The sequence below is a fragment of the Streptomyces sp. NPDC005863 genome, assembly GCF_042871345.1.
Taxonomy (GTDB): Bacteria; Actinomycetota; Actinomycetes; order Streptomycetales; family Streptomycetaceae; genus Streptomyces.
Genome location: NZ_JBIAII010000002.1, coordinates 1,396,486 through 1,422,469 on the forward strand (window position 1 = coordinate 1,396,486; position 25,984 = coordinate 1,422,469).

Here is a 25,984-nt window from a genome sequence, read left to right on the forward strand (position 1 = left end):
ACACGGCTGTCGGGCGCGACAACGGGAAACGGAGCAACCGTCCCGATCATGGGCGCGGCATCACGCGATCCACCCCGACGATCACTTAGTCTACCTAACGTTACGGGACAGATCATCGGCAACGGATACGGAAGGGCGTCCGCGTGAGCAGTGAGCACATGCAGATCGGCGAGGTCGCCGCACGGACCGAGCTGTCGTTGCGCACCATCCGGTACTACGAGGACACCGGTCTGGTCACCCCCTCCGCCTGTTCGCAGGGTGGTTTCCGGCTCTACACCGAGAGGGATGTCGCACGGCTGATGGTGATCCGGCGCATGAAGCCGCTCGGTTTCACCCTCGACCAGATGCGGGACCTGCTGCACGCCGCCGACCGGCTCGACGCGCCCGAACCGCCGGAAGGCGCCGAGCTCGAAGCGCTGCTGGTACGCGTACGGCACTTCGAACAGCTCACGGCCGAGTGCGTCGCCGACCTGCGCAAACAGCTGGGCCGGGCCGAGGAGTTCGCCGGCACGCTGCGCGAGCGCCTCGAACGGGTGCCCTGTCCGTCGCCCGCCTGACGTGCCAGCCCGTGAAGGGCCACCTCACCGTCGCCCACGTACCAGCAAATAAAGAAAGTACGGCGTTCCAATCACCGCCGTCATGAGCCCGGCGCCGAGCTGCGCCGGTGCGATCACCGTCCGGCCCACGAGATCCGCCGCGCACACGAGGATCGCCCCGAGGAGCACCGCGACCGGCACCACCCGGACGTGGCGGCGGCCCACCAGGGCACGGGCCGCGTGCGGTGCGACGAGCCCGACGAAGCCGATCGTGCCGGCCGCGGCCACCGCCGTGGCGCTGAGCAGCACGCCGAGGACGAGGAAGCCGAGGCGTCCGCGGCCGAGCCGCAGGCCGAGCAGTTTCGGGGTGTCCTCGTCGAGCGACACGATGTCGAGTTCGGTGCGCCGCACCACCGCGACGGCGAGGCCCGCGGCGAGGACGACGGCGAGGGGTGTCACGTCGGGCAGGGTCCGGCCGTAGGTCGAGCCGGCGAGCCAGGTGAGCGCCTTCGTCGCGTTGAACGGGTCGGTGAGGATGATCAGCAGGCTGACGACGGCCGCCGACCCGGTGGCGACGCCGAACCCGACGAGGACGAGCCGGTTCTGCCGGAATCCGCCACGGGCCGCGAGGCCGAAGACGATGAGCGCGGCAGCGGCGGCGCCCGCGAAGGCGCCGGCGGCGATGCTCAAGGAGCCGGCCAGGGGCACCGTCGTCACGAGCAGCACCGCGCCCACCGCGGCGCCGTTCGTCACGCCGAGGATGCCCGGGTCGGCGAGCGGATTGCGGGTCACCGCCTGGATGAGGGTGCCCGCCAGCGCGAGGGCGGCGCCCGCGAGCAGGGCGGCGAGGACGCGCGGGACACGGGTGTCGAGGACGAACGAGACGGTCCGGCCGGCCCTGCCCTGCGCCCAGTTGACGACGTCGCCGAGGAGCAGCTTGCTGTCGCCGATCAGCACGGCGGCGATCGTGAGGCTTACGAGCACCGTCACCAGGACGGCGGTCGTGACGACGAGGACCGTCCTGCTGCGGATGCGCAGCCGTTCGGCCGGGGCGGCTCCTGCCGTGTCCCGCGCCCGCGCGGCCATGACGACGAGGAAGACGGCGCCGACCAGGCTGGTGACGACGCCGGTCGGCACGGCGACCGCGGTGTCCGAGGGCACGACGGCGCGCAGCAGCACATCGGAACCGAGCACCAGGGCCGCGCCGGTGAGGCCCGCGAACGGCAGCCGCGCGCGGGACCGCGTGAACGCGCGGAACCTGCGGGCGAGCGGGCGCACGAGGGCGGGCGCGCACAGGCCCACGAAGCCGATGGGTCCGGCGAGGGTGACGGCGGCCGTCGAGAGCAGGGCGGCGAGGACGACGGCGATGACGCGGGTGGCGCGGACCGGGACCCCGACACCGCGCGCGGCGTCGTCGCCGAGGGCGAGGGCGTCGACCCGGCGGGCCAGGACGATCAGCCCGGCCAGGCCCACCAGGGCGACCGGCGCCATCTGCAGGACGCCGTCGAAGCCGTTCTGCGCGATACCGCCCTGGTTCCACTGGTAGAGGCCCTCAGTCTCCTGCGGGAAGAGCAGCAGCAGGCCCTCGGTGACGGCGGTGAGCCCGAAGGTGAGGGCGCTGCCTGCGAGGACGAGGCGGACGGTGCCCGCGCCCGGACCGGAGAGCCCGAGGACGACGGCCGCCGCCGCGAGGCCGCCGGCGAACGCCACGCCCGATGAGGCGAGCACCGGCAGCGAGAGACCGGTGGCGGCGGCCAGGCCGAGGGCGAGGTAGGAGCCCGCGTTGACGGCGAGGGTGTCGGGCGAGGCGAGGACGTTGCGGCTGACGGCCTGCAGCGCGGCGCCCGCCGTGCCGAGTACGGCGCCGACGAGCAGCCCCGCCGTCATGCGCGGCAGCCGGGAGGCGACGACGACGGACGCGTCGGCGGTGTCGGCCCGTCCGGTGAGCGCCTTCCACACCTGGGAGGGGCCGACGGCGGAGGCCGTGCCCTGGGTGATGTCGACGACGGCGAGGGCGGCGACGAGGAGGATCAGGGCGGCCGTCACCGCGGCCGCGCCGGTGCGGGACGCGGTGGCCGGCGGGCGGGCGGCAGGGGTGGTGGTGTTCGCGGTGACGGCCATGGGGCTACGGGGCTACTTCTTCAGCGCCGCGACGACGGAGTCGACGTACTGCTTCATCGACTCGGTACCGCCGAACATCCAGATGCCGTCCGGCAGCCGGTGCACGTTGCCCTGCTTCACGAACGGCAGCGACGTCCACACCTTGTCCTTCTTCAGGACGCCGGAGAACGGGTTGCTGCCCTTGTCGCCGTCGTTGCCGATGTACGCGAACCGCACGTCGTCGGCCAACTTGGTGAGGCCCTCGACGTCGGTGGCGCCGAGGCCGTACGCCTTGTCGCCCTTGACCTGCCAGTCGTTCTTCAGGCCGAGCTTCTCGTTCACGGCGCCGAGCAGGGAGCCGCTGGTGTACGGGCGGATCGAGGTCTGGTTGCCGGTCACGTACCCGTCGGCGAAGGCGAACTTCGCGCCGTCGTGTCCGGCGGCGGCGAGCTTCTTCCTGCCGTCGGCGAGCTTCGCCTCGAAGTCCTTCTTCAGCTTGTCGGCCCGCGCGGTGGTGCCGGTGGCCTTGGCGAGGAGGTCGAGGTTCTCGGTCATCTGGCCGATCGGGTCCTCGGCGTCGGCGGGACGCAGGTTGAGGACCGGGGCGATCCTGCGCATCTGCTTCACGGCCGCGGCGGGCAGGTCGGTGGTGGCGACGATGAGGTCGGGCTTGAGCGACGCGAGGGTGTCCATGCTCGGCTCGCCGCGGGTGCCGACGTCGGTGGGGTCGTTCGTCAATGGGGCCGCGGTGTCCCACGTCTTGTAGCCCTTGACGTCGGCGACGCCGGTCGGCTGGACGCCCAGGGATATCAGGCTCTCGACGGCGTTCCACTCGGTGCCGACGACCTTCTCGGCGGGTCCGTCGAGGCGCACCTTTGTGCCGGTGCCGTCGGTGAGGGTGAGGGAACCCGCGCCCTTCTTTGCGTCGTCGGCGGCGGGCTCGGTGGTTCCGCAGGCGGACAGGGCGAGGGCCGCGGCGGTGGTGGCCGCCGCGGTGAACAGGAGGCGTCTCATGAGGTGGCGCTGAGCCTTTCGCTTCGCGAGTGGTGGCGGCCGACGGCGCGGGTGCGCAGGCGGCCGGTGCGGGGGTCGGAGTCGACGTCGACGCGGATGCCGTACGTGTCGGTGAGCAGCTCCGGGGTCAGGACGTCCTCGGGTGCGCCGTGCGCGACGATCCGTCCCGCGCGGAGCAGGAGGATCCGGTCGGCGACGGCCGCGGCCTGGTCGAGGTCGTGCAGGACGGCGCCGACGGCGATGCCGTGGTCGTCCGCCAGGTCCCGCATGAGGTCGAGGAGTTCGACCTGGTAGCGCAGGTCGAGGTGGTTGGTGGGTTCGTCGAGCAGGAGCACGCCCGTCTCCTGGGCGAGGCAGCCGGCGAGCCAGACGCGCTGGAGCTGCCCGCCGGACAGGTGCTCGGCGCCGCGCTCGGCGAGCTCCGTCACGCCGGTCAGCGCGAGCGCGCGGTCCACCGCGGCCCGGCCGCCCGGGTCGGCCTTGCCCCACCGTCCCCGGTGCGGGTAGCGCCCGAACTCGACGACGTCCCGCACCGTCAGTCCGCTCGGGGTGGGGCGGCCCTGGGTGAGCAGGGCGACGTGGCGGGAGAACTCGCGGGGGCCGAGCGCGAGTCCGTCGGTCGCGCCGTCGATGACGAGCGAGGCGGTACGGGCGCGCTGCAGCCGCGCGAGGGTGCGCAGCAGTGTCGACTTCCCGCTGCCATTGGGGCCCACGAGGACGGTGACGTCGCCGGACCGCAGCGTCATCGAGGCGTCGTGTACGACGTCGACGCCGTCGTACGCCACGGTGACGCCCGTGGCGGCCAGTTCGTGGCCTGGGGGGCGGGGGTTCGTACCCGTCTCTTCACCTGCGCGAGCTTCCTGCACGAGGCGAGGTTAGCCTAACCTTACTCTCGGGTGAAACAGGCTCCCAAGGTACGGACACAAGGGTGTATTCAGCCAGATTCCCTCCTGGCCGAGCCTCCGCGAGCCCCGTGCGAAACTCCGTCCATGGACAAGGGCCGTGAGTCGCGCTGGGAGAAGGACGCGATGACCGTCGAGATCGTCTTCGCGCTCGTGAGCGCGTCGGTCGTCGGCCTCCTCGTCTTCGGTGCCGTGCTGGCGCCCGCCCTGTTCTGGGAGCTGCCGGGAGGCGCCGACAAGGCGTTGCGCTGGACCGGCGGCGCGCTGGGCGGCGCGGCCGCCGTGTGGCAGCTGGTGCGAGTGCTGCTCCTGCACGACCGGGACCGCAGCGCCGGGCGTTGAGACACTACGGGGAGGTGGCCGCGCGGCGACTCAGGCGAGGTACGCCAGTCGGTCGTACGGCACCGGGTGGGCGAAGCCGTCGCCGGCGGCCCAGCGGCGGACCTCGTCGACGGCGAGTTCGGCCAGGCGCCGCCACTCGTTGCCCTGGGAGCCCGCGATGTGCGGGGTGAGGAGTGCGTGCTCGCTCTCCCACAACGGGTGCTCCCGCGGCAGGACTTCGGGGTCGGTCACGTCGAGCACCGCGCGGATGCGGCCCGCCGTGACGGCGTCGGTGAGCGCGTCCTGGTCGACGACGGCGCCGCGGGCGGTGTTGATGAGTACGGCGCCGGGGCGCATGGACGCGAGCAGGTCGGGGCCTACCAGGCCCTGGGTGGCGGGCAGCAGCGGCGTGTGCACGCTCACCGTGTCGCTGTGGGCGAAGAGTTCGGTCAGCGACACGCGTTCCACGCCGAGTGCGGCGGCCTCGTCCTCGGTGACGTACGGGTCGTGCAGGAGCACCCGCAGATCGTGCGGGCGCAGTAGCTCGATGACGCGGCGGCCGATCAGCGAGGCGGAGAGGATGCCCACCGTGCGGCGGTAGTTGCCGATGTCGCGTGACGTGCGCGACCAGTCCACCTCGGTACGGGTGGCGCGGAAGTCCCGGGCACTCTCCAGGACTTGCTTCCCGGTGAGCAGGATCATCGCGAGGGTGTACTCGGCGACGGGCAGCGCGTTGGCCGCGGCGGCGGACGACACCTGGATGCCGCGCGCCCAGCACGCGTCGGTGACGTGGGCGCGGATGGAGCCGGCCGTGTGGACGACGGCGCGCAGCCGCGGGGCGCCCGCGAGCACCTCGGCGGTGAGCGGCGGGCAGCCCCACCCGGTGACGAGGAGTTCGACGCCGGCGAGCACGCCGCGGGCCCGCCCGGTACCGAAGTCGTCGAGCACGGGCGGCGGTTCGAGGTCGGTGAGCTCGGCGAGGGAGGCGAGAACGTGCGGCTCCAGAACGGCCTCGACAGCCCTGCCCGACATGGCGAGCGCGGCGCGCGGCCGGCGGGACGATGACATCTTCCTCCTCGTGGGACGGACGGTTTCCTCCTCGCGTCTGCACATTACGTGGGGTCCGGGTCGCCTGACGTTACGTCAGGTGTCAAAGCGCCTGGCGTTACGTCAGATGCCGATCCGCTACGACGATGTGGTCCCACGACCACGGGCCGGCGGGGTCGCCGTCGAGGTCCGAGCCGTACGGCAACCGGGGCTCGTCGGGGAGGTGGCCGGCCGCACGGGACCAGCGCGCGAACTCGTCGGCCCGGGGCGACCCGGCCTTGCGCAGGGCCGTCACGAGGGCCAGGTGGCAGGAGTCCGTCGCGCCGCCCCGGTCGACGTGTGCGAGCGGGTCGCGGCGCAGCAGCACGTCGACCGCTTCGGTCTCGCCGGCCGCGAGGAACGCCTCGATCAGCCGGGCGACGCTGTTCATGTGGGTCAGGGCGGCGCCCGTGGCCGCCCGCCGGACGAGGTCCCCGCGCGGGCCGGTCAGGTCGTGGGCGGTGAGGGTGGCGATGAGCTGGCCGACGTCGTGGGTGGCGGTGAGTTCGATCGTGGCGACGGCCTGTTCGGCGATGGACACCGCCGCCTCGGTCTCCCCGAGCTCGCACAGGGTCTCGATGAGGTCTGCGGGGGTGTACCAGTCCTTGTGGTCGGTCACGTCGAGACGGTCCAGGAGTCCGCGGCCGAGCAGGATGCGTACGGCGTCGGAGGCGTCGGCCCGCAGCGTCCAGAGGACCAGGTCCATGGTGTTCACGTCCGGGTTCTCGACGTGCTCGGCGATGTGCCGGGCAAGCCGTGTGCCGGCCTCCGCCGCTCCGGCCCGGCGCAACGAACCGGCCAGGAAGACCATCTCCTCGCACGGCCGATGGGCGAGCGCCCGCTCCATCAGCGGGGCGATCCCCCGGTCCTCGCCCGCCGCCCACATCACCTGGACGACCTCATCGACGAAGTCCGGGTTGGTGATCTCCACGTCGTGGGCGACACACGCCGCCAGCGCGTCGAACTCCGCCGTCGCGCCGGTACCGAGCAACACGTCCAGAAGCGGGCGCAGTTCCGCCGGATCGTAGTAGTCGATGCCGGACATCGGGGCGCGGACCAGCAGCCGGCGTGCGCAGTCCGTCCGGCCGGCGGTGTGGAACAGGTCGAGGAACGCCGCCACCTCGTCCGGGCCCTCCACGTCGGCTCCCGCCGCCACGCGCTCGGCAAGCAGCGCGAACTCCGCCTCCGCGCCCAGGCTTTGAAGCTCGGTGAGCAGCCGGCAGAGGAGCGTTCCGATGTCGTAGAGGTCCGGGCGGCCGACCACGTCGACCTGCCGGGCGGGGGAGCGGTCGAGCAGGGTGCGTACCCCGTCGTCGTCACCGGCCTCGCGGAGCACGTGGAGCAGCCGTAGGACGACGTCGGCCTCGGTGAGGTCCATCCCGGCGGCCGGGTTCCGGGCGAGGAGGGTGCGGGCGGCTCGTTCGGCGCCGGTCTGCTGCAACATGTCTATCAGCCACGGGAGTTCGTCGGGCTGGATCTGCTCGGCGGAGGCCACGACGCGGGCCACGAGGGTGTCCAGCGCGTCGCTCGCGCCGACCTCCTTCAGTACGCGCAGGAGCTGACCCAGACGCCAACTGTGCGTCGGACCCCAGCTGTTCGCCAGCCCGGCACGGGTGGCCGCGTGGTGGGCGAGCGGTTCGACGGCCCGCTGGGCGGGCGAATCGGCCAGCTCCCGCAGCACCCAGTTGACCGCATCGGGGTCGACCCGGTCCACCTGGGCCAGCAAGGAGTCGATGAGGGGTGTGACGACTTCGTCCGGTACTCCGTACCCGGCCAGGAGCCGCGTGAGTTCGGCGAGGCCCCTGACGTCCGTGGGGTCGGTCGCCGCGACGGTGCGCCGGGCGAGGGTGGCCACCGCCGCCGGGGAGCCCGACCTGTGCAGGGCGGTGAGGAGGCGGGCGGTCGCGTTGCCGTAGGACGGGTCCCGATGGGCCGTCGCCGCCCACGCGGCGGCCTGCGCGGCGTCGGGGTGACCGGCCATGCGCTCGACGACGCGCGTGCACGCGTCCGCGGCGCCGGCGAGCGCGGCGCGCCGGTCGAGGCGCAGGGCGTATGCGATCAGGCCGCGCCGCCAGGCCGCACCTTGGAGCCGGTGCAGGTCCTCGAGGTCGGGCGTGTGCCGGACGAGCGCCTCCCACAGCGCCGCGGAGCCCGCGGGGCTCGGGTGGGCGGGGGCGGCGTGCTGGACGAGGTAGTCGGCGGGTTCGTAGCGCGGCGGCGCGCCGGCGAACTCCCGCACCGCGCTCAGCGGTACGAGGGTGCGGCGCGCACCGTCCCCGCGTACGCCGCCCGTCAGCGCGTCCAGTTCGGGACCGGCCCAGTCCGCGGCGGACGCCCGGTCGTACGGGGCGAGGGTCCCGTCGGCCGCCGCGGCAAGGAGGGGCGCGGAGAGCGGCGCCTGGTGGCCGAGGCGGCGGGCGTCGAGCGCGGCGGTGACCAGGGCGTGTTCGCGCGGGGTGAAGTGGCCGCCGGGTCCGCTCCGGTAGTCGGCCAGCAACTCGGGGCCGCCGCTCAGGTGCTGGACGACCTGCCCGTCCTCGGCGCCCGCGCGTCCGGCCGAGTGGAGGCGGAAGTCCTGGTGGTCTAGGGCGAGTTCACGCCACCGGGCGCGTTCCGCGACGGTCAGCGTGCGGGGCACCCGGAAGCGTCGGGCGTGCGGCCCGCTCAGCAGGGTCCGGGTGTGCCGGGACGGGTCGCCGGGCCGCCCCTGGGCGGTGAACCCGCGCCAGTACGGGTCCTCCCAGAGCGCCGCGACGGCGACGATGCCTGCGCGCTCCTGGAGGACTGCGGCCAACTCGGCGGCGGCGTCGTCCCCTTCGCGGTCGTGCAGGATCCGCTGGAGCTCGTTGAGCCAGAGCACGCATCCGTCGCCGATCTCGCCGTCGGCCAGCTGGGCGAGGAGTGCGCGGGCGGTCGTCGGCCGCACCAGCCGGTGGTCCGGGGCGACGTCCAGGACCGCCTCGTACAGGGCCCGCGTCTTCCCGGTCGACGAGTCGCCGGTCAGTACGCCGAGCACCGAAGTCCCGCCGTGGAGCGCGGACTTGAGGTGATCGCGCAGGGCGTGGTCGTGGTCGCGGATGAGGTACGGGGTGAGGGGCGCGGCGGACGGGTCGGGGGCGCCGGGGTACTGGGCGCGGCGGACCTCCAGGTGCCAGGGGGTGACGTCCCGTACCGTCGGATGGTCACGGAAGGACCGCTGCGCGCCCCCGTCCCCCCGCTCCTGCATCCGCTCGCGCGCCTGCTCCTCGCGCGCCTCGTCCAGCAGGTCGCGCAGTCCGCGTCCGGGCGCGGGTTCGCCGGCCCACTCGGCCAAGAGGCGGGCGAGCGCGATGACGCGGTCGTCGTTCCGCGCCTGGGGGATGACCTGGCGCGACGCCTCGGCGGGCACCCACTCACTGATCCGCTTGCCGGAGAAGCCCCGCGCGCCCGCCGGACCACGGGCCCTGAGCTCCCGCTCCATCGCGGCCTGCCCGTCGGACAGCCCCTGGGCGCGCCGGGCCGCCGACGCCCGCTCGTACAGTCCGCGCAGCTGGGACCAGAGCCTGTGCTTGGCCGTGCCCATCCTTCCGCGCCCTCCCCCGTCGGCGTTCACCCCTTCCGGCCCGCCCCTTCCTGCCCACCCTGCCCGTTCTCCCCGGAACGGGTGATCCGGGCGGCGGCCCGCAGAGGGCGCTGACCAGCAGGATAGTGCGCCGCTCGCCCGGTTCGCCCGGGAGTACGGGGTCACGGCGCCGTACGGCCAGAGAGTGAGGTCACCGGCCGCACACCAGGTGCGGTCGAGGGCAACGAGCCCTGGGGCGGAGGAGGTTGGCGTGCGAGACGACCGAGGTGAGGTTCGGGGGGACGGCGAGGCGACGGAGGGCCGGGCGCCGACGGGGCAGGACGCGGCCCCCGAGGCGCGGGACCGCCCCCTGTGGCGGGCGGCGGGGCGGCGCGCCGTCCTGAGCGTGGCCGAGACGGCGGGCCCGCTCCTGCTGGCGGGCGCCGACTGGTGGGCGCGGGGCCACTAAGGCGGGGGGGGTGGGTGCGCTGCGGGGCGCACGCCACGGGGACCACGCGCGGGGCCCAAACCAACGGCCACCACGGACCGCCGCCGACCCCCACCTAGGCACCGAACACGGAAAGCGCCCAGCCGATCATGCACGAGTGAGGGCGAGCGGACCTCTATAAACTAGGTGTATACACCGCGTGTATAGTGCTTGCATGCCCGCTCTGAACAGCCCTTCCGACAGCAAGATGACGCGATCGCCCAAGAGGTTCCGTCGTACCGCCTCCGTCCTCGCGACGGGGGCGGCGCTCACCCTCGTGATGACGGGGTGTACACAGCTCCACACCACCTCGCCCAGCTCCGTGCGCAACGCGGCGGCGGCCGTGAAGGCCGCCGATCAGGGGAAGACGGGTGCCGTCGACTGCCGCAAGGCGAAGTGCGTGGCGCTGACCTTCGACGCGGGCCCCAGCGAGAACACGCCCAGACTGCTCAAGATCCTCAAGGAGATGCAGGTCCACGCCACGTTCTTCACGCTCGGCAAGAACCACATCGAGAAGTACCCCGAGCTCGTGAAGCAGATGGACGCCGAGGGCCACGAGGTCGCCAGCCACACCTGGTCGCACAAGATCCTGACGAAGGTCGACGCCTCGGAGGCGCGCGAGGAGCTGGAGCGCCCCAACAAGGCGATACAGAAGCTCATAGGCAAGAAGCCGACGCTGATGCGCCCGCCGCAGGGCCGCACCAACGACGACGTCAACAAGCTCTCCAAGGAGCTCGGCCTCTCTGAGGTCCTGTGGACCGTCACGGCCAAGGACTACACGACCAATGACTCCAAGCTGATCCAGAAGCGGGTCCTCGACCAGACGAAGCGGGACGGCATCATCCTGCTCCACGACATCTACAAGGGGACCGTGCCGGCCGTCCCCGGCGTCATCGACGAGCTGAAGAAGCGGGGCTACGTCTTCGTGACGGTGCCGCAACTGCTCGCGCCGGGCAAGGCGGAGCCAGGCAAGGTCTACCGCTAGGACCTGCCGTCACGGGACCCCGCCCCCGTGGCCGCGCGCCTCGATGCGTCAGGCGAGCAGACCCGCGAACTCGGCCATCTCGGCATCCGGGTCCACGACCGGCTGGATGATCAGCTCGTCGACCCCCGACTTCTCCAAATGACCGATGCGCGCGGCGAGTTCGCCCCTGGTGCCGACCAGGCCGAACCTGTCCACCAGGGACGGCACGACGAGGTCGCGGTCCTCGGGGGCCAGTCGGCCCAAGTAGTTGCGGTAGAGCGCCTGGTGGAACCTGGGGTCGGCGGGAGTGGTGCCGCGCAGTCGGAGCAGGCGGTCGACCGCGGCGGCCTCGTCCGGTGGGAGGGCCGCGCGGAGGGCGGGGGTCTCCGCCGCGAGTATCAGGGCGCTCAGCGCGATGTGCCCCGTCGCGTCCTTGGCCCGGTCGCCGTAGCGGGCCTCGCCGTCGGCGAGGACATGCAGGGACGTCATGAGGTACGAGGGGGGCTTCCCGGCGCCGTCCGCGTCCCGTGCCTCCGCCCGCCGGGCCCGGTCGAGGGCGGACCAGGCCGCGGGGTCGTGCAGACCGAAGGAGATCAGCCCCGCGCCGAGCCGGCCGGCGACTCCGGCGGCCTTCGGGCCGAAGGCGGCGACCACGAACTCCACGGGTGCCTCGGTGTCCACGTACGGGCCGGCGGTGCACACGTACGGGCCGCCGACATCCGCGTACGGCCCGCCACGCACGTACGGCCCGGTGTGCAGGAAGCGCACCCTGCTCGACCGGGCGCCCTCGCGGTAGTCCGCCTCGCGGCCCGCGGTGAGATCGCGAAGGGCCGCCGTGAACGACTCCAGTTCCGCCGTCCTCGTGGGCCGCATGCCGAGCGTTCGGCGCGCCGTGTTGCCGGTGCCGACGCCGCACACGATGCGGCCGGGGGCGAGGGCGTTGAGGCTGGCGATGGCCGCCGCGGCGGCGGGCGCCGAGCGCAGTGCGGGGGACGTGACTCCGATGCCGAGCCTGATCCGGTGGGTGGCCTTGGCGCAGAGGGCGAGCGTCACGAACGGGTCGCCATGCAGCATGGGCGTGTCGTACACCCAGAAACTGTAGAAGCCGAGTTGCTCAGCGCGGACGGCCAGGCGTTCCGCACCCGGCCCCGCTGCCGTGACGATGCCGGTGCGCATGGCGACTCTCCTCGGGGTGGGTGAGGGGGGTTGAGCCGGCTGATCGTCGTCGCGCGGCGGTGGCGTGCCAGTGCCCGAGCCGGCCTGGTCCGTGGGCGGACGACGAACGTGGCCTTCCCGCCCCGGCCCGCGCCCACACCTCGGGGCCCGAAAGCTACGGTCACCGGGACCCGGCGGAGGCGGCCGTTCGCGCGCCGACCTGGCAGGCCCGAGCACCGACCTGGCAGGCTCGGCGCCGTGGCCATCTTCCAGATCACCCGAGACGTGTCCCTGCCCGCCGACGAGGTCTGGTGGCGGCTGACCACCTGGGAGCGGCACGGCGACGTCGTCCCGCTGACCCGCGTCGCCGTCCGTACTCCCCCGCCCAGCCACGTGGGCACGGTCTTCGTCGCGCGCAGCGCGCTCGGTCCCGTCGGCTTCGACGACGTGATGGAGGTCGTGGAGTGGTGCCCGCCGGACGGCACCGCGCCGGGGCGGTGCCGCCTGGAGAAGCGGGCGACGTTCGTGACGGGCTGGGCCGAGATCGAGGTCTACCCCGCGTCCACGGGGGTGGGCTGCACCGTCGTGTGGCGCGAGGACCTCCGCGTACGGTGGCTGCCCGCGCTCTGCGACGGGGTCCTTGCGGCGGTGGCCCGCCGCATGTTCGCCCACGCAGCGGACCGCCTCATCGCGACCGGACCACGCACGTGACGGCCGCGCCTGACGCGGAAACGGACGAGGGCTACGGGCTGGACCGGCCGGCCCCCTGATCCCGCCCCCCAACCGCCTCAGGCCACCGACCCGATCCGTCCCGAAGGGGACCGCGATCCGTCATGGTGGATAGGTGTATGCGCTCCGGTCAGAGAGACGCCGCTGCCTCCGCGTCGGTGGGCGACGATTTCCGCCGCGATGGACAGGGCCGTCTCCTCGGGCGTGCGCGCGCCCAGGTCGAGGCCGATCGGGGAGCGCAGCCGGGTCAGCTCCAGTTCCGTGACGCCCACGTCACGCAGGCGCTGGTTGCGGTCCTGGTGCGTGCGGCGCGAACCCATCGCGCCGACGTAGGCGACCGGCAGCCGCAGCGCGAGCCGCAGCAGCGGCACGTCGAACTTGGCGTCGTGGGTCAGCACGCACAGCACGGTGCGGCCGTCGACCTCGGTGCTCTCCAGGTAGCGGTGCGGCCACTCGACGACGATCTCGTCGGCGTCGGGGAAGCGCGTCGCCGTGGCGAAGACGGGCCGCGCGTCGCACACGGTCACGCGGTAGCCGAGGAACTTTCCGATGCGGACCAGCGCCGAGGCGAAGTCGATCGCACCGAAGACGATCATGCGGGGCGGCGGGACGCTCGACTCGACGAGCACGACCAGCGGCTGACCGCACCGCGATCCGTCCTCGCCGATCTCCACGGTCGCGGTGCGACCCGCGTCGAGCAGGGCGCGGGCCTCCGCCGCCACCGTGCGGTCCAGCTCCGGGTGGCCGCCGAGGCCGCCCTCGTACGTCCCCGCCTCGTCCGACGCGCGGATGAGGAGGGCACGCCCCAGGAGATCGGCGGGACCGGAGGTGACCCGCGCGACCGCCGCCGCCTCCCCCGCGGACGCGGCGGCCAGGGCGGCGGCGAACACCGGCCTGGCCGGGGCGTCCGCGCGGACCGGGGTGACGAGAATGTCGATGATGCCGCCGCAGGTCAGACCCACGGCGAAGGCGTCCTCGTCGCTGTAGCCGAAGGTCTCGAGGACGGTCTCGCCGTCCTCCAGCGCCTGTTGGCAGAGTTCGTAGACGGCGCCCTCCACACACCCGCCGGAGACCGAGCCGATCGCCGTGCCCTCGCTGTCGACGGCGAGCGCGGCGCCCGGTTGCCGGGGTGCGCTCCCGCCGACCGCCACCACGGTGGCGACGGCGAAGTCACGTCCTTGCTCGACCCACCGGCTCAGCTCGTCGGCGATGTCCAGCATCACGGCCTCCTCAAGGCTCTACGGGTGTGCGGAGGGCACGGCGCCTCAGTGGACGCCCAGCCAGCTCTCGATGGGATTGAGCGCGAAATAGATGATGAAGACGAGCGTCAGGCCCCACATGAAGGCCCCGATCTCGCGGGCCTTGCCCTGGGCGATCTTGATGGCGACCCAGGAGATGACGCCCGCCGCGACACCGGTGGTGATGGTGTACGTGAAGGGCATGAGCACGACGGTCAGGAAGACCGGGATGGCGGTGGCGCGGTCGGCCCAGTCGACGTGCCGGGCGTTCATCATCATCATCGCTCCGATGACGACGAGCGCGGCGGACGCGACCTCCTGGGGCACGATCGCCGTGACCGGCGTGAAGAAGAGACAGGCCGCGAAGAACAGACCGGTGATCACCGAGGAGAGGCCCGTACGGGCACCTTCGCCGACGCCGGTCGCGGACTCGACGAAGACGGTCTGGCCGGAGCCGCCCGCCACGCCGCCGATGGCGCCGCCGGCACCGTCGATGAACAGCGCCTTCGACAGGCCGGGCATGCGGCCCTTGTCGTCGGCGAGGTTGGCCTCGGTGCCGACGCCGATGATGGTGGCCATCGCGTCGAAGAAGCCGGCCAGGACCAGGGTGAAGACGATCATGCCGACGGTCATCGCGCCGACCTCGCCCCAGCCGCCGAACTCGACGTCGCCGAGGAGGGAGAAGTCGGGCGAGGAGACCGCGCTGCCGTGCAGTTCGGGGGCGCCGTTCGCCCACTGCTTGGGGTCGATCACGTCGAACGCGTTGAGTGCGACGGCCACGACGGTGCCGGTGACGATGCCGATCAGGATCGCGCCCGGGGTGTTGCGCGCCTGCAGCATGAAGATCAGGAGCAGGGTGCCCGCGAAGAGCAGCACGGGCCAGCCGGAGAGTTCACCGGCGGGGCCGAGCGAGAGCGGGGTGGCCTTGCCGGGGTGCACGAAGCCGCCCTTGACCAGGCCGATGATGGCGATGAAGAGCCCGATGCCCATGGTGATGCCGTGCTTGAGGGCGAGCGGGATCGCGTTCATGATCATCTCGCGTAGCCCGGTGACCACCAGAAGCATGATCACGGCGCCGTACATGACGCACATGCCCATGGCCTGCGGCCAGGTCATCTCGGGTGCGACCTGCGAGGAGATCACGCCGGACACGGAGAGCCCGGCGGCGAGCGCCAGGGGCACCTTGCCGACGAACCCCATCAGGAGCGTGGTGACCGCCGCGGCGAGCGCCGTCGCGGTGATCAGGGCCTTCTGGCCCATGGTGTCGCCCGCCGCGTCCTTGCCGGACAGGAGGACGGGGTTGAGCAGGACGATGTACGCCATCGCCATGAAGGTGGTGATACCGCCGCGCACCTCGCGCGCGACCGTGGATCCCCGCCGGGATATGTGAAAGTACCGGTCGAGCCAAGACCTTCCGGCCGGGACGCGTGAGCCGGGGCCCGCGTCCTCTGCGGTGGTCTTGGGCTCCACTGACGACTGGGTCATGGTGCCTACTCCCAAGGTTCACAGGGGCACCCGCTGGATTGCGGGATTTGGGATGGTGCGTTGGCTGCACGACCCGGGGGACGGCCCGAGACGAACGACGTCTCCCTCGACGAGAGGGGGAGCTGGGGCTCCGAGCGGTGTGGGCGTCGGAAGTGTGACGTTCCTGGGAGGCACACACCGCTCGGAGAGCTGTACTGATCCCTGAGCGGGGGATCGGAGCGGGCGGATCCCCGAGCGGGGGGATCGGATCCCTAGTGCGGGATCACGTTCCGGTGAGGTGCTCGGGCCGTACCGGCGTCTTGTTGAGCTCCAGGCCCGTCGCGTTCCGGATCGCCGCGAGGACGGCCGGGGTGGACGACAGGGTCGGGGCCTCGCCGAGTCCGCGCAGGCCGTACGGCGCGTTCGGATCGGCGAGTTCGAGCACGTCGACCGGGATGGTCGGGGTGTCGAGGATGGTGGGGATCAGGTAGTCCGTGAAGGAGGGGTTCCTGACCTTGGCGGTCTTGGGGTCGACGATGATCTCCTCCATGACCGCGACGCCCAGGCCCTGGGTGGTGCCACCCTGGATCTGGCCGATCACGGACAGCGGGTTGAGCGCCTTGCCGACGTCCTGGGCGCAGGCCAGTTCGATGACCTTGACCAGGCCGAGCTCGGTGTCGACCTCCACGACCGCGCGGTGCGCCGCGAAGGAGTACTGCACGTGGCCGTTGCCCTGGCCGGTGCGCAGGTCGAAGGCCTCGGTGGGGCGGTGGCGCCACTCGGCCTCGATCTCGACCGTCTCGCCCTCCAGGACGTCGACCAGGTCGCCGAGGACCTCGCCGCCGTCGGTGACGACCTTGCCGCCCTCCAGGAGGAGTTCGGCGGTGGCCCACGCCGGGTGGTACGTGCCGAACTTGCGGCGGCCGAGCTCCAGGACCTTCTCGCGGACGAGCTCGCAGGAGTTCTTGACCGCACCGCCGGTGACGTACGTCTGGCGCGACGCGGACGTCGAGCCCGCGCTGCCCACCTGGGTGTCGGCCGGGTGGATCGTCACCTGGGTGACGCCCAGCTCGGTGCGGGCGATCTGCGCGTGGACGGTGACGCCGCCCTGGCCGACCTCGGCCATCGCCGTGTGCACGGTGGCGACGGGCTCGCCGTTGATGACCTCCATGCGCACCTTGGCGGTGGAGTAGTCGTCGAAGCCCTCGGAGAAGCCGACGTTCTTGATGCCGACCGCGTAGCCCACACCGCGTACGACGCCCTCGCCGTGCGTGGTGTTGGACAGGCCGCCGGGCAGCTGGCGCACGTCGGCGCCCTCGCTGGACTCCCACTGGCGCTCGGGCGGCAGCGGGCGGGCCTTGATGCGGCGCAGGATCTCGGCGACCGGGGCCGGCGAGTCGACCGGCTGCCCGGTCGGCATGATCGTGCCCTGCTCCATGGCGTTGAGCCTGCGGAACTCGACCCGGTCCATGCCCACCTTGTCGGCGAGCTTGTCCATCTGGGCCTCGTAGGCGAAGCACGCCTGGACCGCGCCGAAGCCGCGCATGGCGCCGCAGGGCGGGTTGTTCGAGTAGAGGGCGATGGCCTCGATGTCGACGTCGTCGATCACGTACGGGCCGACCGACAGGGACGAGGCGTTGCCCACGACCGCCGGGGAGGCCGACGCGTAGGCGCCGCCGTCCAGGACGATCTTGCACTTCATGTGCGTGAGCTTGCCGTCCTTGGTGGCGCCGTGCTCGTAGTAGAGCTTCGCCGGGTGGCGGTGGACGTGACCGAAGAAGGACTCGAACCGGTTGTAGACGATCTTGACCGGCTTGCCGGTGCGCAGCGCCAGGAGGCAGGCGTGGATCTGCATCGAGATGTCCTCGCGGCCGCCGAAGGCACCGCCGACGCCGGAGAGCGTCATGCGCACCTTCTCCTCGGGCAGGCCGAGGACGGGGGCGATCTGGCCGAGGTCCGAGTGCAGCCACTGGGTGGCGACGTACAGCTCGACGCCGCCGTCCTCGGAGGGCACCGCGAGGCCGGACTCCGGGCCGAGGAAGGCCTGGTCCTGCATGCCGAAGGTGTACTCGCCCTTGACGATGAAGTCGGCCTTCTTCGCGGCCTCGTCGGCGTCGCCGCGGATGATCGGCTGGCGGTGCACGATGTTCGGGTGCGGCACATGGCCGATGTGGTGGTCGTCGCGGCCCTCGTGGACCAGGACGGCGTCCGGAGCGGTCGCCGACGCCTCGTCGGTGATGACCGGCAGCTCGCGGTACTCGATCTTGATCTTGGCGGCGGCGCGGCGCGCGGTCTCCGGGTGGTCGGCGGCCACGATGGCCACCGGCTCGCCGTGGTGGCGGACCTTCTTGTGGGCGAGGACCGGGGTGTCCTGGATCTCCAGGCCGTAGTTCTTCATCGCGGCCGGCAGGTCGTCGTAGGTCATCACCGCGTAGACGCCGGACTGCGCGAGCGCCTCCGAGACGTCGATGGAGACGATCTCGGCGTGCGCGACGGTCGAGCGCAGGGTGTGGCCCCAGAGCATGTCCTCGTGCCACATGTCCGAGGAGTACGCGAACTCGCCGGTGACCTTCAGGGTGCCGTCGGGACGCAGCGTCGACTCGCCGATGCCGCCCTTGGTCTTGGAACCCTGCGTGATCTTGGTGGGTGTACCTGTGGTTCCCATGGCGTCAGACCCCCTCGGACTGGCGCGCGGCCGCGAGGCGGACCGCGTCAAGGATCTTCTCGTAACCGGTGCAGCGGCAGAGGTTGCCGGAGAGCGCCTCACGGATGTCGGCGTCGGACGGCTGCGGGTTGCGCTCCAGCATCTCGTCGGCCGCGACGAGCAGGCCGGGGGTGCAGAAGCCGCACTGGACGGCGCCGGCGTCGATGAACGCCTGCTGGATCGGGGAGAGCTCGCCGCCCTCGCCGGTCTGCGAGTCGGTGGCGCCCTTCTCCGGGTTGGCCTGCCACGCCTTGGCGTCCTGGATCGAGGTGCCGCACGCGCCGGAGGCGCAGCCGCCGCCCGGGTGGGCGTCCTCACGGTGCTTGGCGTAGTCGGCGAGGCCCTCGACGGTGGTGACCTCGCGGCCCTCCACCTGGCCGGCCGCGACCAGACACGAACAGACCGGCACACCGTCCAGACGGACGGTGCAGGAGCCGCACTCGCCCTGCTCGCAGGCGTTCTTGGAGCCGGGGAGCCCCATGCGCTCGCGCAGCACGTAGAGCAGGGACTCGCCCTCCCACACGTCGTCGGCTTCCTGCTGACGGCCGTTGACCTTGAAGTTCACGCGCATTATGCGACTCCCTCAGTGCTGCGGCCCGTGCCGCGGTACGACTCCCAGGTCCAGCCGAGCGTCCGGCGGGCCATGATCCCGACGGCGTGCCGGCGGTAGTTCGCCGTGCCTCGTACGTCGTCGATCGGGTTGGCGGCACCGGAGGCGAGCTCCGCGAACTGCTTGGCGATCGAGGGGGTGATGATCTTCTTGCTGTCCCAGAAGCCGCCCTCTTCGAGGGCCGCGTTCAGGAACTCCTCGGCCGCCTTCGCCCGGATGGGGGTCGGGGCGGCGGAGCCGATGCCGGTCCGCACGGTGCGGGTCTCGGGGTGCAGCGCGATGCCGAAGGCGCACACCGCGATGACCATCGCGTTGCGGGTGCCGACCTTGGAGTACTGCTGCGGGCCGTCCGCCTTCTTGATGTGGACGGCCTTGATGAGCTCGTCCTTTGCGAGCGCGTTGCGCTTCACGCCGGTGTAGAAGTCGTCGATCGGGATCAGGCGGGAGCCCCGCACGGACTCCACCTCGACCTCGCAGTCGGCGGCGAGCAGGGCCGGGTGGGCGTCGCCCGCGGGGGACGCGGTGCCCAGGTTGCCGCCGACGCCGCCGCGGTTGCGGATCTGCGGGGAGGCCACGGTGTGCGAGGCGAGCGCAAGACCGGGGAGCTCGGTGCGCAGCTCCTCCATGATCTGGGTGTACGGCACGGAGGCACCGAGCCGGACCGTCTCCTCGCCGACCTCCCACTCGCGCAGTTCGACGATGCGGTTGAGGTCAAGCAGGTATTCCGGACGGCGGTGGTCGAAGTTGATCTCGACCATCACGTCGGTGCCACCCGCAATCGGCACAGCCGTGGGGTGCTCGGCCTTGGCGGCGAGCGCCTCCTCCCAGCTGGCGGGGCGAAGGAAGTCCATGAGGCTCTCTTCTTCGTGTCGAGGGTCTTTCGCTTCGAGGGACCGGAAAATCCGTACTAAGGGATTCCGAATCAGGGATTCCGTTCAAGCCACTCGGGCCGTTGGTCCCTCGACTGCTCGTTCATGTGCTGTTAACGCGGAGTGGGGCAAGTACACCGCTCGCTCGTCCGATGGGGTCAGTCACCGAAACCATGAAGGAGTTGGCTGGCCAAGCCGCGCGTCTTGTAGATTCGTATGAAGAACGGGCCCCGGGAGCCTCGCGGGTTCCCCCCGAAACCCGGAGCCACGCTGCGGCTCAGGGCCCCGGCGTTACAGAGCGCACATGTTTGTACACACCATTCGAGACAGATCGGCGGGCGACTCACCATGCGGCTGCGCGCACTCCTGGACACCGACGCGCTGGGCCTGCGGCTGCTCGGCGGCGAGGACGAGCTCGATCGCACCGTGCGCGGTGTGATGACCACGGACCTGCGGGACCCGAGCCGCTATCTGGCGGGCGGCGAGCTGGTCCTCACCGGCCTCGCCTGGCGCCACGACGCCTCGGACACCGAACCCTTCGTACGGATCCTCGCGAGCGCCGGGGTCGCGGCGCTGGCCGCCGGCGAGGCCGAGCTCGGCGACATCCCCGACGACATCGTGCAGGCCTGCGCCCGGCACCGGCTGCCGCTCTTCGCGGTCAACGAGTCGGTGGCCTTCGCGACCATCACCGAGCACGTGGTGCGGCAGGTCTCCGGCGAGCGCGCCGGGGACCTGGCCGCGGTGGTCGACCGGCACCGCCGCCTGATGACCTCGGGCCCCGCGGGCGGCGGCCCCGACGTCGTCCTCGACCTGCTCGGCACCGACCTGGACCTGCGGGCCTGGGTCCTCTCGCCCGCGGGCCGGGTCATCGCCGGGTCGGCCACGGCGGGCACCGCCCTGCCCGGACCGCTCTGCGCCCGCCTCGCCGGGGAGCACCTGGCGGCCGTCAGGACCGGCCGGCGGGGCCCGCACCGCGTGACGGTGGACTCGGTCACGTACTCACTGTTCCCCATTCGGACCAGTGGGCGCGGAGCAGCCGGCGCCTCGCGCGACGTGCGCGAGTCGGTGCTCTCCGACTGGGTGCTCGCCGTGGAGGCCGACGCGGGCGACTGGCCCGAGGAGCGCCTCGACCTGCTGCAGGGCGTGACGCAGCTGATCGCGGTGGAGCGGGACCGGCGCGACGCGTCCCGCACCGTGCGGCGCCGGCTCGCCCAGGAGGTCCTGGAACTGGTGCAGACGGGCGCGGCGCCCGCGGAGATCGCCGCCCGGCTGCGCGTCGCCGCCCCGGTGCTGCTGCCCGGCCTCGGCGCGGCACCGCACTGGCAGGTCGTGGTGGCCCGGGTGGAGTGGGAGGGCGGCGAGATCGACGGCGGCCCGGTCGCCCAGTCGCTCCTCGAGGAGATCCTCGTCGACCCGCTCTCGGCGGGCCCCGAGCCCTCCGACCGGATCGCGGTCGCGCACACCGGCGACGAGGCCATCGCGCTGGTGCCGCTGCCCGCGGTCTCCGGCGAGCACGACGGCGCGGACACGGGCCTGATCGCGGACGCGCTGCTCGCCTCCGTCCACGACCCGCTCGCCGCGGGCCTGGACGGCGACGGCCGGCTCACGCTGGGCGTCAGCGCGTCCGTGCACTCGGCGGAGGGGCTGCGCGGCGCCCTGGAGGAGGCGCGGCACGCCCGCCGGGTCGCCGCGGCGCGCCCCGGCCGGGTCTGCGCGGCCGGCCACCAGGAGCTGGCCTCGCACGTGCTGCTGCTGCCCTTCGTCCCGGACGACGTGCGCCGGGCGTTCACCGCGCGCCTGCTCGACCCGCTGCGCGAGTACGACTCGCGGCACCGCGCGGAGCTCATCCCGACCCTGGAGGCGTTCCTCGACTGCGACGGTTCGTGGACGCGCTGCGCTGCTCGACTGCACCTGCACGTCAACACGTTGCGCTACCGGGTGGGCCGCATCGAGCAGTTGACGGGCCGTGACCTCTCGCGCCTGGAGGACAAGCTCGACTTCTTCCTCGCGCTGCGCATGAGCTGAGGGAATGCGACGAGGGGCCGGCCGGCGGCGACAGGACACCGGCCGGCCCCGACTCGTTTCCTTGCCCGCCCTTTGTGAATTCTTTCACCCAGCCTCTTGGCCCGGCGCCGCGATCCATGCTGAGATTCGCCCACGACTCAACAGCTCAATGGGGTGCTCGGGGAGGGCAACGTGGCGCATACCGCCATGTCTGGTACCGGAACGACCGCAGAGCACGATCCACTCCAGACCGCGGTATGGCGGCTGCGCTCACGCGGCTGCTGGACCGACGCCGCAGCGCTGCTCGCCCCGCGGCCGGGGGCCGCGGCGGCCCTCCAGAGGACGGCGCTCCTCGTCGAGCGGTGCCTGTTCACGGGGGACGGCTGGGGCGAGGCCGAGGACGGCCTGCGGACCGCGGAGGCGATCGCCGAGGACGACGACGACCGCGGCGCCGCCGCCTGCGAGCGCGGCCAACTGGCTTACGCTTCCACCGTGTTGGGAGTACGGGACCGGGCCGACGAGGCGCGTACGGCGCTCGGCAGGGCGGCCGCGCTGCTCGCCCCCAACACTCCGGGACGCCCGCTCCTGGACTTCCGCAGGGGTCTGATCGCGGAGCACATCTCCGACTCGCCGCAGTCCGCGAAGGCGGCGTACCGCAGGGCGCACGCGGGCGCCACCGCCCACTCCGACCCGCTGCTCCTCTCCTTCACCTGGCGCCATCTGGCCGGACTCGCCCTGCGCGACGGCGAGTTGGCGGAGGCGCGGCACGGCTTCGCCGAGTCGCTGCGCATCCGCGAGGAGCTCGGCTACCTGGTCGGCACCGCGCCCGCGCTCGCCGCGCTCGCGGAGGCGGAGACGGAGCCGGAGGCCACCCGGCTGCGCGCCGAGGCCACCCGGCTCTTCCGCCTCCTTGGCGGCGTACCGTCCTGGCTCGCCCACCATCTGCAACCGCCGGCCGCCGCGGTCTGACTCCTGGCCGCGCGGTCCGAGCTCCCGCCCGCGGGCGCCCTGTTCGTCACCGGGGCGCCCGCGGGGCGTTGGCGCGGCGGCGGGATTTCGCCGGGCGGGAGACGTCAGTGGGCGGTCCAGCCGCCGTCGAGGACGAGATTGGCGCCGGTCATGTACGAGGAGCGGTCCGAGGCGAGGAACAGCGCCGCCTCCGCGGCCTCCTCCGGGGTGCCGAGCCGCCCCAGCAGGGTGCGTTCCTCGAACTCCCTGCGCCGCTTGTCGGCGTCGCCCGTCGAGTCCAGGGCCGTCTGCAGCAGGTCAGTGAGGATCACGCCGGGGCTGAGGGTGTTGACCCGGACCCCGTCGCCCGCGTGGTCGACGGCGAGCGCGCGGGTCAGCTGGAGGACCCCCGCCTTGGACGCCGAGTAGGCCGCGACCGCCTCCGAACCCACCAGCGCGAGCTCGGAGGCGACGTTGACGATGACGCCGCCCCCGCCGTCGCGCATCGCGGGCAGCGCGTGCTTGGCGCAGAGGAAGACACCCTTGAGGTTGACGTCCATCAGCCGGTCCCACTCCGCGACCGTGGTGTCCTCCACACGCTTGGCGAACTCCATCCCCGCGTTGTTCACCAGCACGTCGAGACGCCCGAACCGCTCCACGGCCCGGCGCGCCAGGGCGGCCACGTCCTCCTCGCGGGTGACGTCGCAGCGCACCGCGACCGCCGCACCGCCGTCGCCCTCGATCAGCTCCACGGTCCGCGCCAGCGGCCCTTCCTTGTCGCCCGCCACCACGACGCGCGCACCGTCCGCCGCCAGGCGCCGCGCGATGGCGCGGCCGAGACCGCTTCCGGCGCCGGTCACCACCGCGCATCGACCCTCCATGGACATGCCCTGCTCCTCTCCGTCGGCCTCACTCGGCCCTCACTCGGCCCTGACCGGGGCATCACCCGGCGGTGTCGCCGGCCCCGGGCCCCGCGTGTCACCCCGTACGGCGGGTTCGAAACGGGACCTCCGACACGGGCCCTTGCTGCGAGGTTCAGCTCTCGGAGCCGGTGAAGTGCTCCTTGACCAGGGACGCGACCACGTCGAGCTCCTGGGCGGTGAGGGCTTCGAGGAGGGCCATGTGCTCGGCGGCGTCCGCGAGGAGGTCGGCCCTGCGGCCCGCGACAAGGCCGCTGACCAGCGGCCACTGCGAGCGCCTGTGCAGATCGTCCGCGACCTGCACCAGCTGCTGGTTGCCGGACAGGGAGAGGACCGCGCCGTGGAAGGCGCGGTCGGACTCGGCGTAGTGCGCGAGGTCGCCGCCCGCCGCCGCGGTCGCGGTGGCCTCGGCGAGCGGCCGCAGTGCGGCCCAGCGCTCCGCGGGCACCGTACGGGCCAGGCGCAGCATCACCGGCACCTCAAGGAGGGCCCGCACCTCGGCCAGCTCCGCCAGCTCGCGCGTGCTGCGCTCGGTGATCCGGAAGCCGCGGTTGGGGACGACCTCGACCGCGCCCTCGACGGCCAGCTGCTGCATCGCCTCGCGTACGGGGGTCGCGGAGACGCCGAAGCGCTCGGCGAGGGCCGGCGCCGAGTACACCTCGCCGGGCGCGAGCTCGCCGCCGACGAGGGCGTGCCGCAGGGCGGCGAGGATCTGGCCGCGCACGGAGCTGCGGCGGACCGGGCGGCGGGGTCCCGGCACGGCGTGCGTCCGCTCGGGCCGGGCGGGGCCGCGCCCGCGCGACTCGCCCGTCGCCTGTCCCGGCACCCGGGCGCGCGCCGCACCCGCCGGGGACTCAGCTACCGGAGACTCGCCCACCGGGGGCTCGCCTGCCGGGGACTCCCCCGTCAGGGGCTCCCCTGCCGAGGGTGCCGAGGGCTCCCCCGCGCGTGCTCCGGTCTGCTCCACGACGTCCGTTCCTGCCTGTGACTGCTCGAAAGGTCCGACAGGCACCATAGGCGGCCACGACCGGAGTTGAAACCTCGATCACCTCGGGTAAGGTAAGGCTAACCTGCTATCGATCGCGATTCGGTGGTCCTCCGCATGTCCGTTTCCACCTTGGCCGCACCCGCCCTGGGCGCCCCCAGCGCCGTAGCGGACTCCTACGCCCGCCTCTCCGAGGTGTACTCCGGACTGCGCGTCACCGAGCTCGCCCCCGGAGAACGGACCCCCGAGGGCGGCGGCTGGGTCTCCGCCGCCCGGCTCGCGGAGGGCGGGGCCGACCTCGACGCGTTCCTGGCTTGGGACAACGCCCAGGTTCTGAAGGACTACGGGACGCAGGCGCGGCCGGACGTGGTGGCGAGCTTCGGGCTGCACCGGTACGCCTGGCCGGCCACGCTGCTCATCACGGTCCCCTGGTTCCTGCACCGCCGCGTCCCCCGCTTCCCGGTCGCCGACGTCTCCTTCCAGCGCACGCTGGGCCGGATGGCGGTACGTACGGACTCTTTCGCGTGTCTTCCCGGCGACCCGGCCGCCGCGCTGCCCGGCGCCCGTGTGGTGCCGGACGAGGAGGCGCTGCGGGCGGCGGTGCGGGCCTCGGTCGCCGAGCACCTCGGGCCACTCCTCGACGCGTTCGGCCCCCGGATGCGGCGCCGCTCGCGCGCGCTGTGGAGCCTCGCCACGGACGAGATCGTCGAGGGCCTCTGGTACGTCGCCCACCTCTTCGGCGAGGAGGAGCGCGCGGTGACGGAGCTGGAGCGGCTGCTGCCGGGCGCCACCAAGCCGTACGTCGGCACGGCCGGCTTCCGGGAGCTGACGGGGCCCGACGGCGAGGCGCTGCCGACCCGGGACCGGGCGAGCTGCTGCATGTTCTACACGCTGCGCCCCGACGACACGTGCGTCACCTGCCCGCGCACCTGCGACGAGGAGCGCGTGGCGCGCCTGAGCGCGGGCGCGGCGGCGAGCTGAGACGCCGGGTTCCTTCCCCACCCGGCCGGTTCCGCTCGCCGGCCCGGCCGGGCGGCCATGACGACCGCGTCTGATCCGCTGTGCTCGTCCGCGGGGGGGCGCCGACGCGGGGCGCGCCGATGAAGTGACGGCGACCGCCGCCCGAGCACGCCGCCCCACGCCCGTAGGGCGCGCGGGCCCCGTCGAGAACGGCCGGCAGAGGTGCCCGCCCTCGCGGAGCCGACCACCCCTGTCGGACAGCTGTCGGTGTCGTCCTCCGTCTGTCGGTGGTCTGTAGGTCATCTGTCGCCGGGCCCCGGGAGATTGGAACAGGTCGGAACCGGGCGGCGACGCCGTCGGATCCGGCCCCGCATCGTCCCGGCCCGCCGGCGCGGCGCGCCCGGCGTGACCCGGCACGTGCCCGCCCCGGGGGCCACGGTCAGGAAG

21 protein-coding genes are annotated in these 25,984 nt (G+C 72.9%); 8 read left to right on the forward strand and 13 right to left on the reverse strand.

All coding sequences use genetic code 11. From position 1 onward, the window contains the following. Nucleotides 1-143 precede the first annotated feature (143 nt). On the forward strand, nucleotides 144-557 hold the full coding sequence (locus tag ACFYO9_RS12240; protein WP_355805454.1) for a MerR family transcriptional regulator: 414 nt from the start codon (nucleotides 144-146) through the stop codon (nucleotides 555-557). A gap of 24 nt (nucleotides 558-581) precedes the next feature. Here the strand turns inward: ACFYO9_RS12240 and ACFYO9_RS12245 are convergent, their stop codons facing one another. Genes ACFYO9_RS12245 through ACFYO9_RS12255 form a run of 3 tightly spaced genes read right to left on the reverse strand, consistent with a single transcriptional unit; the run spans nucleotide 582 to nucleotide 4,516 of the window. Further along, nucleotides 582-2,657 (reverse strand): iron ABC transporter permease, encoded by a 2,076-nt coding sequence (locus tag ACFYO9_RS12245; protein ID WP_358773401.1) that lies wholly within the window; start codon nucleotides 2,655-2,657, stop codon nucleotides 582-584. A 12-nt stretch (nucleotides 2,658-2,669) separates the two neighbouring features. After that, entirely contained in the window at nucleotides 2,670-3,650 is a 981-nt protein-coding gene (locus tag ACFYO9_RS12250; RefSeq protein WP_358773399.1) for an iron-siderophore ABC transporter substrate-binding protein, read from the reverse strand. After that, entirely contained in the window at nucleotides 3,647-4,516 is an 870-nt protein-coding gene (locus ACFYO9_RS12255) for an ABC transporter ATP-binding protein (RefSeq protein WP_358773397.1), read from the reverse strand. The genes ACFYO9_RS12250 and ACFYO9_RS12255 overlap by 4 nt, the downstream gene beginning before the upstream one ends. A 123-nt stretch (nucleotides 4,517-4,639) precedes the next feature. Here ACFYO9_RS12255 and ACFYO9_RS12260 point away from each other — a divergent pair, with 123 nt between their 5' ends. After that, entirely contained in the window at nucleotides 4,640-4,894 is a 255-nt protein-coding gene (locus tag ACFYO9_RS12260; RefSeq protein WP_355805443.1) for a DUF6332 family protein, read from the forward strand. A gap of 30 nt (nucleotides 4,895-4,924) precedes the next feature. On the opposite strand, the gene ACFYO9_RS12265 is transcribed toward ACFYO9_RS12260, so the two are convergent. Both ACFYO9_RS12265 and ACFYO9_RS12270 read right to left on the reverse strand, forming a co-directional pair. After that, the gene (locus ACFYO9_RS12265) at nucleotides 4,925-5,941 is read right to left on the reverse strand and encodes a hydroxyacid dehydrogenase (protein WP_358773395.1); all 1,017 of its coding nucleotides are present in this window, start codon (nucleotides 5,939-5,941) and stop codon (nucleotides 4,925-4,927) included. 97 nt (nucleotides 5,942-6,038) lie between these two features. Further along, nucleotides 6,039-9,521: a hypothetical protein gene (locus ACFYO9_RS12270; protein ID WP_358773393.1), complete on the reverse strand. Its 3,483-nt coding sequence runs from the start codon at nucleotides 9,519-9,521 to the stop codon at nucleotides 6,039-6,041. A gap of 250 nt (nucleotides 9,522-9,771) precedes the next feature. On the opposite strand from ACFYO9_RS12270, the gene ACFYO9_RS12275 reads away from it, so the two are divergent. Both ACFYO9_RS12275 and ACFYO9_RS12280 read left to right on the forward strand, forming a co-directional pair. Further along, nucleotides 9,772-9,969: a hypothetical protein gene (locus ACFYO9_RS12275; protein ID WP_358773391.1), complete on the forward strand. Its 198-nt coding sequence runs from the start codon at nucleotides 9,772-9,774 to the stop codon at nucleotides 9,967-9,969. A gap of 193 nt (nucleotides 9,970-10,162) precedes the next feature. Next, nucleotides 10,163-10,972 (forward strand): polysaccharide deacetylase family protein, encoded by an 810-nt coding sequence (locus ACFYO9_RS12280; RefSeq protein ID WP_388666168.1) that lies wholly within the window; start codon nucleotides 10,163-10,165, stop codon nucleotides 10,970-10,972. 48 nt (nucleotides 10,973-11,020) lie between these two features. On the opposite strand, the gene ACFYO9_RS12285 is transcribed toward ACFYO9_RS12280, so the two are convergent. Next, nucleotides 11,021-12,127, reverse strand: a complete 1,107-nt coding sequence (locus tag ACFYO9_RS12285; protein WP_358773389.1) for an LLM class flavin-dependent oxidoreductase — start codon at nucleotides 12,125-12,127, stop codon at nucleotides 11,021-11,023. 237 nt (nucleotides 12,128-12,364) lie between these two features. On the opposite strand from ACFYO9_RS12285, the gene ACFYO9_RS12290 reads away from it, so the two are divergent. Then, complete coding sequence (locus tag ACFYO9_RS12290) at nucleotides 12,365-12,817, forward strand: SRPBCC family protein (protein WP_358773387.1); 453 nt, start codon at nucleotides 12,365-12,367, stop codon at nucleotides 12,815-12,817. A gap of 77 nt (nucleotides 12,818-12,894) precedes the next feature. Here the strand turns inward: ACFYO9_RS12290 and ACFYO9_RS12295 are convergent, their stop codons facing one another. From ACFYO9_RS12295 to ACFYO9_RS12315, 5 genes are all read right to left on the reverse strand, one after another. Next, nucleotides 12,895-14,055, reverse strand: coding sequence for an XdhC/CoxI family protein (locus ACFYO9_RS12295; protein WP_355805424.1), 1,161 nt, complete (start codon nucleotides 14,053-14,055; stop codon nucleotides 12,895-12,897). A gap of 45 nt (nucleotides 14,056-14,100) precedes the next feature. After that, nucleotides 14,101-15,558 (reverse strand): NCS2 family permease, encoded by a 1,458-nt coding sequence (locus tag ACFYO9_RS12300; protein ID WP_355805421.1) that lies wholly within the window; start codon nucleotides 15,556-15,558, stop codon nucleotides 14,101-14,103. 262 nt (nucleotides 15,559-15,820) lie between these two features. Continuing rightward, on the reverse strand, nucleotides 15,821-18,202 hold the full coding sequence (locus ACFYO9_RS12305) for a molybdopterin cofactor-binding domain-containing protein (RefSeq protein ID WP_355805418.1): 2,382 nt from the start codon (nucleotides 18,200-18,202) through the stop codon (nucleotides 15,821-15,823). Between the two features lie 4 nt (nucleotides 18,203-18,206). Next, nucleotides 18,207-18,812 carry a (2Fe-2S)-binding protein gene (locus ACFYO9_RS12310; RefSeq protein WP_355805415.1) on the reverse strand — a complete coding sequence of 202 codons (606 nt, stop codon included), beginning with the start codon at nucleotides 18,810-18,812 and terminating at the stop codon, nucleotides 18,207-18,209. After that, nucleotides 18,812-19,702, reverse strand: coding sequence for a xanthine dehydrogenase family protein subunit M (locus ACFYO9_RS12315; protein ID WP_358773385.1), 891 nt, complete (start codon nucleotides 19,700-19,702; stop codon nucleotides 18,812-18,814). The genes ACFYO9_RS12310 and ACFYO9_RS12315 overlap by 1 nt, the downstream gene beginning before the upstream one ends. Before the next feature lie 366 nt (nucleotides 19,703-20,068). Between ACFYO9_RS12315 and ACFYO9_RS12320 the strand changes: the two genes are divergently transcribed. Together ACFYO9_RS12320 and ACFYO9_RS12325 are read left to right on the forward strand one after the other, a co-directional pair. Next, nucleotides 20,069-21,745 (forward strand): PucR family transcriptional regulator ligand-binding domain-containing protein, encoded by a 1,677-nt coding sequence (locus ACFYO9_RS12320; RefSeq protein ID WP_358773383.1) that lies wholly within the window; start codon nucleotides 20,069-20,071, stop codon nucleotides 21,743-21,745. 186 nt (nucleotides 21,746-21,931) lie between these two features. Further along, nucleotides 21,932-22,693, forward strand: a complete 762-nt coding sequence (locus ACFYO9_RS12325; RefSeq protein WP_358773381.1) for a hypothetical protein — start codon at nucleotides 21,932-21,934, stop codon at nucleotides 22,691-22,693. A gap of 104 nt (nucleotides 22,694-22,797) precedes the next feature. Here ACFYO9_RS12325 and ACFYO9_RS12330 read toward each other — a convergent pair whose 3' ends face one another. Both ACFYO9_RS12330 and ACFYO9_RS12335 read right to left on the reverse strand, forming a co-directional pair. Beyond that, nucleotides 22,798-23,559 carry a glucose 1-dehydrogenase gene (locus ACFYO9_RS12330; RefSeq protein WP_358773379.1) on the reverse strand — a complete coding sequence of 254 codons (762 nt, stop codon included), beginning with the start codon at nucleotides 23,557-23,559 and terminating at the stop codon, nucleotides 22,798-22,800. Nucleotides 23,560-23,707: 148 nt separating this feature from the next. After that, entirely contained in the window at nucleotides 23,708-24,559 is an 852-nt protein-coding gene (locus ACFYO9_RS12335) for a GntR family transcriptional regulator (RefSeq protein ID WP_388666171.1), read from the reverse strand. Nucleotides 24,560-24,694: 135 nt separating this feature from the next. Here ACFYO9_RS12335 and ACFYO9_RS12340 point away from each other — a divergent pair, with 135 nt between their 5' ends. Further along, entirely contained in the window at nucleotides 24,695-25,558 is an 864-nt protein-coding gene (locus ACFYO9_RS12340; RefSeq protein WP_358773375.1) for a (2Fe-2S)-binding protein, read from the forward strand. The last annotated feature ends 426 nt before the right edge of the window (nucleotides 25,559-25,984 follow it).

Bases quoted from the DNA above. Each gene is read 5' to 3' on its own strand.
- ACFYO9_RS12280 (WP_388666168.1), top strand. From the start codon at position 10,163: ATGCCCGCTCTGAACAGCCCTTCCGACAGCAAGATGACGCGATCGCCC.
- ACFYO9_RS12315 (WP_358773385.1), bottom strand. From the start codon at position 19,702: ATGGACTTCCTTCGCCCCGCCAGCTGGGAGGAGGCGCTCGCCGCCAAG.
- ACFYO9_RS12270 (WP_358773393.1), bottom strand. From the start codon at position 9,521: ATGGGCACGGCCAAGCACAGGCTCTGGTCCCAGCTGCGCGGACTGTAC.
- ACFYO9_RS12260 (WP_355805443.1), top strand. From the start codon at position 4,640: ATGGACAAGGGCCGTGAGTCGCGCTGGGAGAAGGACGCGATGACCGTC.
- ACFYO9_RS12245 (WP_358773401.1), bottom strand. From the start codon at position 2,657: ATGGCCGTCACCGCGAACACCACCACCCCTGCCGCCCGCCCGCCGGCC.
- ACFYO9_RS12340 (WP_358773375.1), top strand. From the start codon at position 24,695: ATGTCCGTTTCCACCTTGGCCGCACCCGCCCTGGGCGCCCCCAGCGCC.
- ACFYO9_RS12295 (WP_355805424.1), bottom strand. From the start codon at position 14,055: ATGCTGGACATCGCCGACGAGCTGAGCCGGTGGGTCGAGCAAGGACGT.
- ACFYO9_RS12250 (WP_358773399.1), bottom strand. From the start codon at position 3,650: ATGAGACGCCTCCTGTTCACCGCGGCGGCCACCACCGCCGCGGCCCTC.
- ACFYO9_RS12310 (WP_355805415.1), bottom strand. From the start codon at position 18,812: ATGCGCGTGAACTTCAAGGTCAACGGCCGTCAGCAGGAAGCCGACGAC.
- ACFYO9_RS12265 (WP_358773395.1), bottom strand. From the start codon at position 5,941: ATGTCATCGTCCCGCCGGCCGCGCGCCGCGCTCGCCATGTCGGGCAGG.
- ACFYO9_RS12330 (WP_358773379.1), bottom strand. From the start codon at position 23,559: ATGTCCATGGAGGGTCGATGCGCGGTGGTGACCGGCGCCGGAAGCGGT.
- ACFYO9_RS12300 (WP_355805421.1), bottom strand. From the start codon at position 15,558: ATGACCCAGTCGTCAGTGGAGCCCAAGACCACCGCAGAGGACGCGGGC.
- ACFYO9_RS12325 (WP_358773381.1), top strand. From the start codon at position 21,932: ATGTCTGGTACCGGAACGACCGCAGAGCACGATCCACTCCAGACCGCG.
- ACFYO9_RS12320 (WP_358773383.1), top strand. From the start codon at position 20,069: ATGCGGCTGCGCGCACTCCTGGACACCGACGCGCTGGGCCTGCGGCTG.
- ACFYO9_RS12285 (WP_358773389.1), bottom strand. From the start codon at position 12,127: ATGCGCACCGGCATCGTCACGGCAGCGGGGCCGGGTGCGGAACGCCTG.
- ACFYO9_RS12305 (WP_355805418.1), bottom strand. From the start codon at position 18,202: ATGGGAACCACAGGTACACCCACCAAGATCACGCAGGGTTCCAAGACC.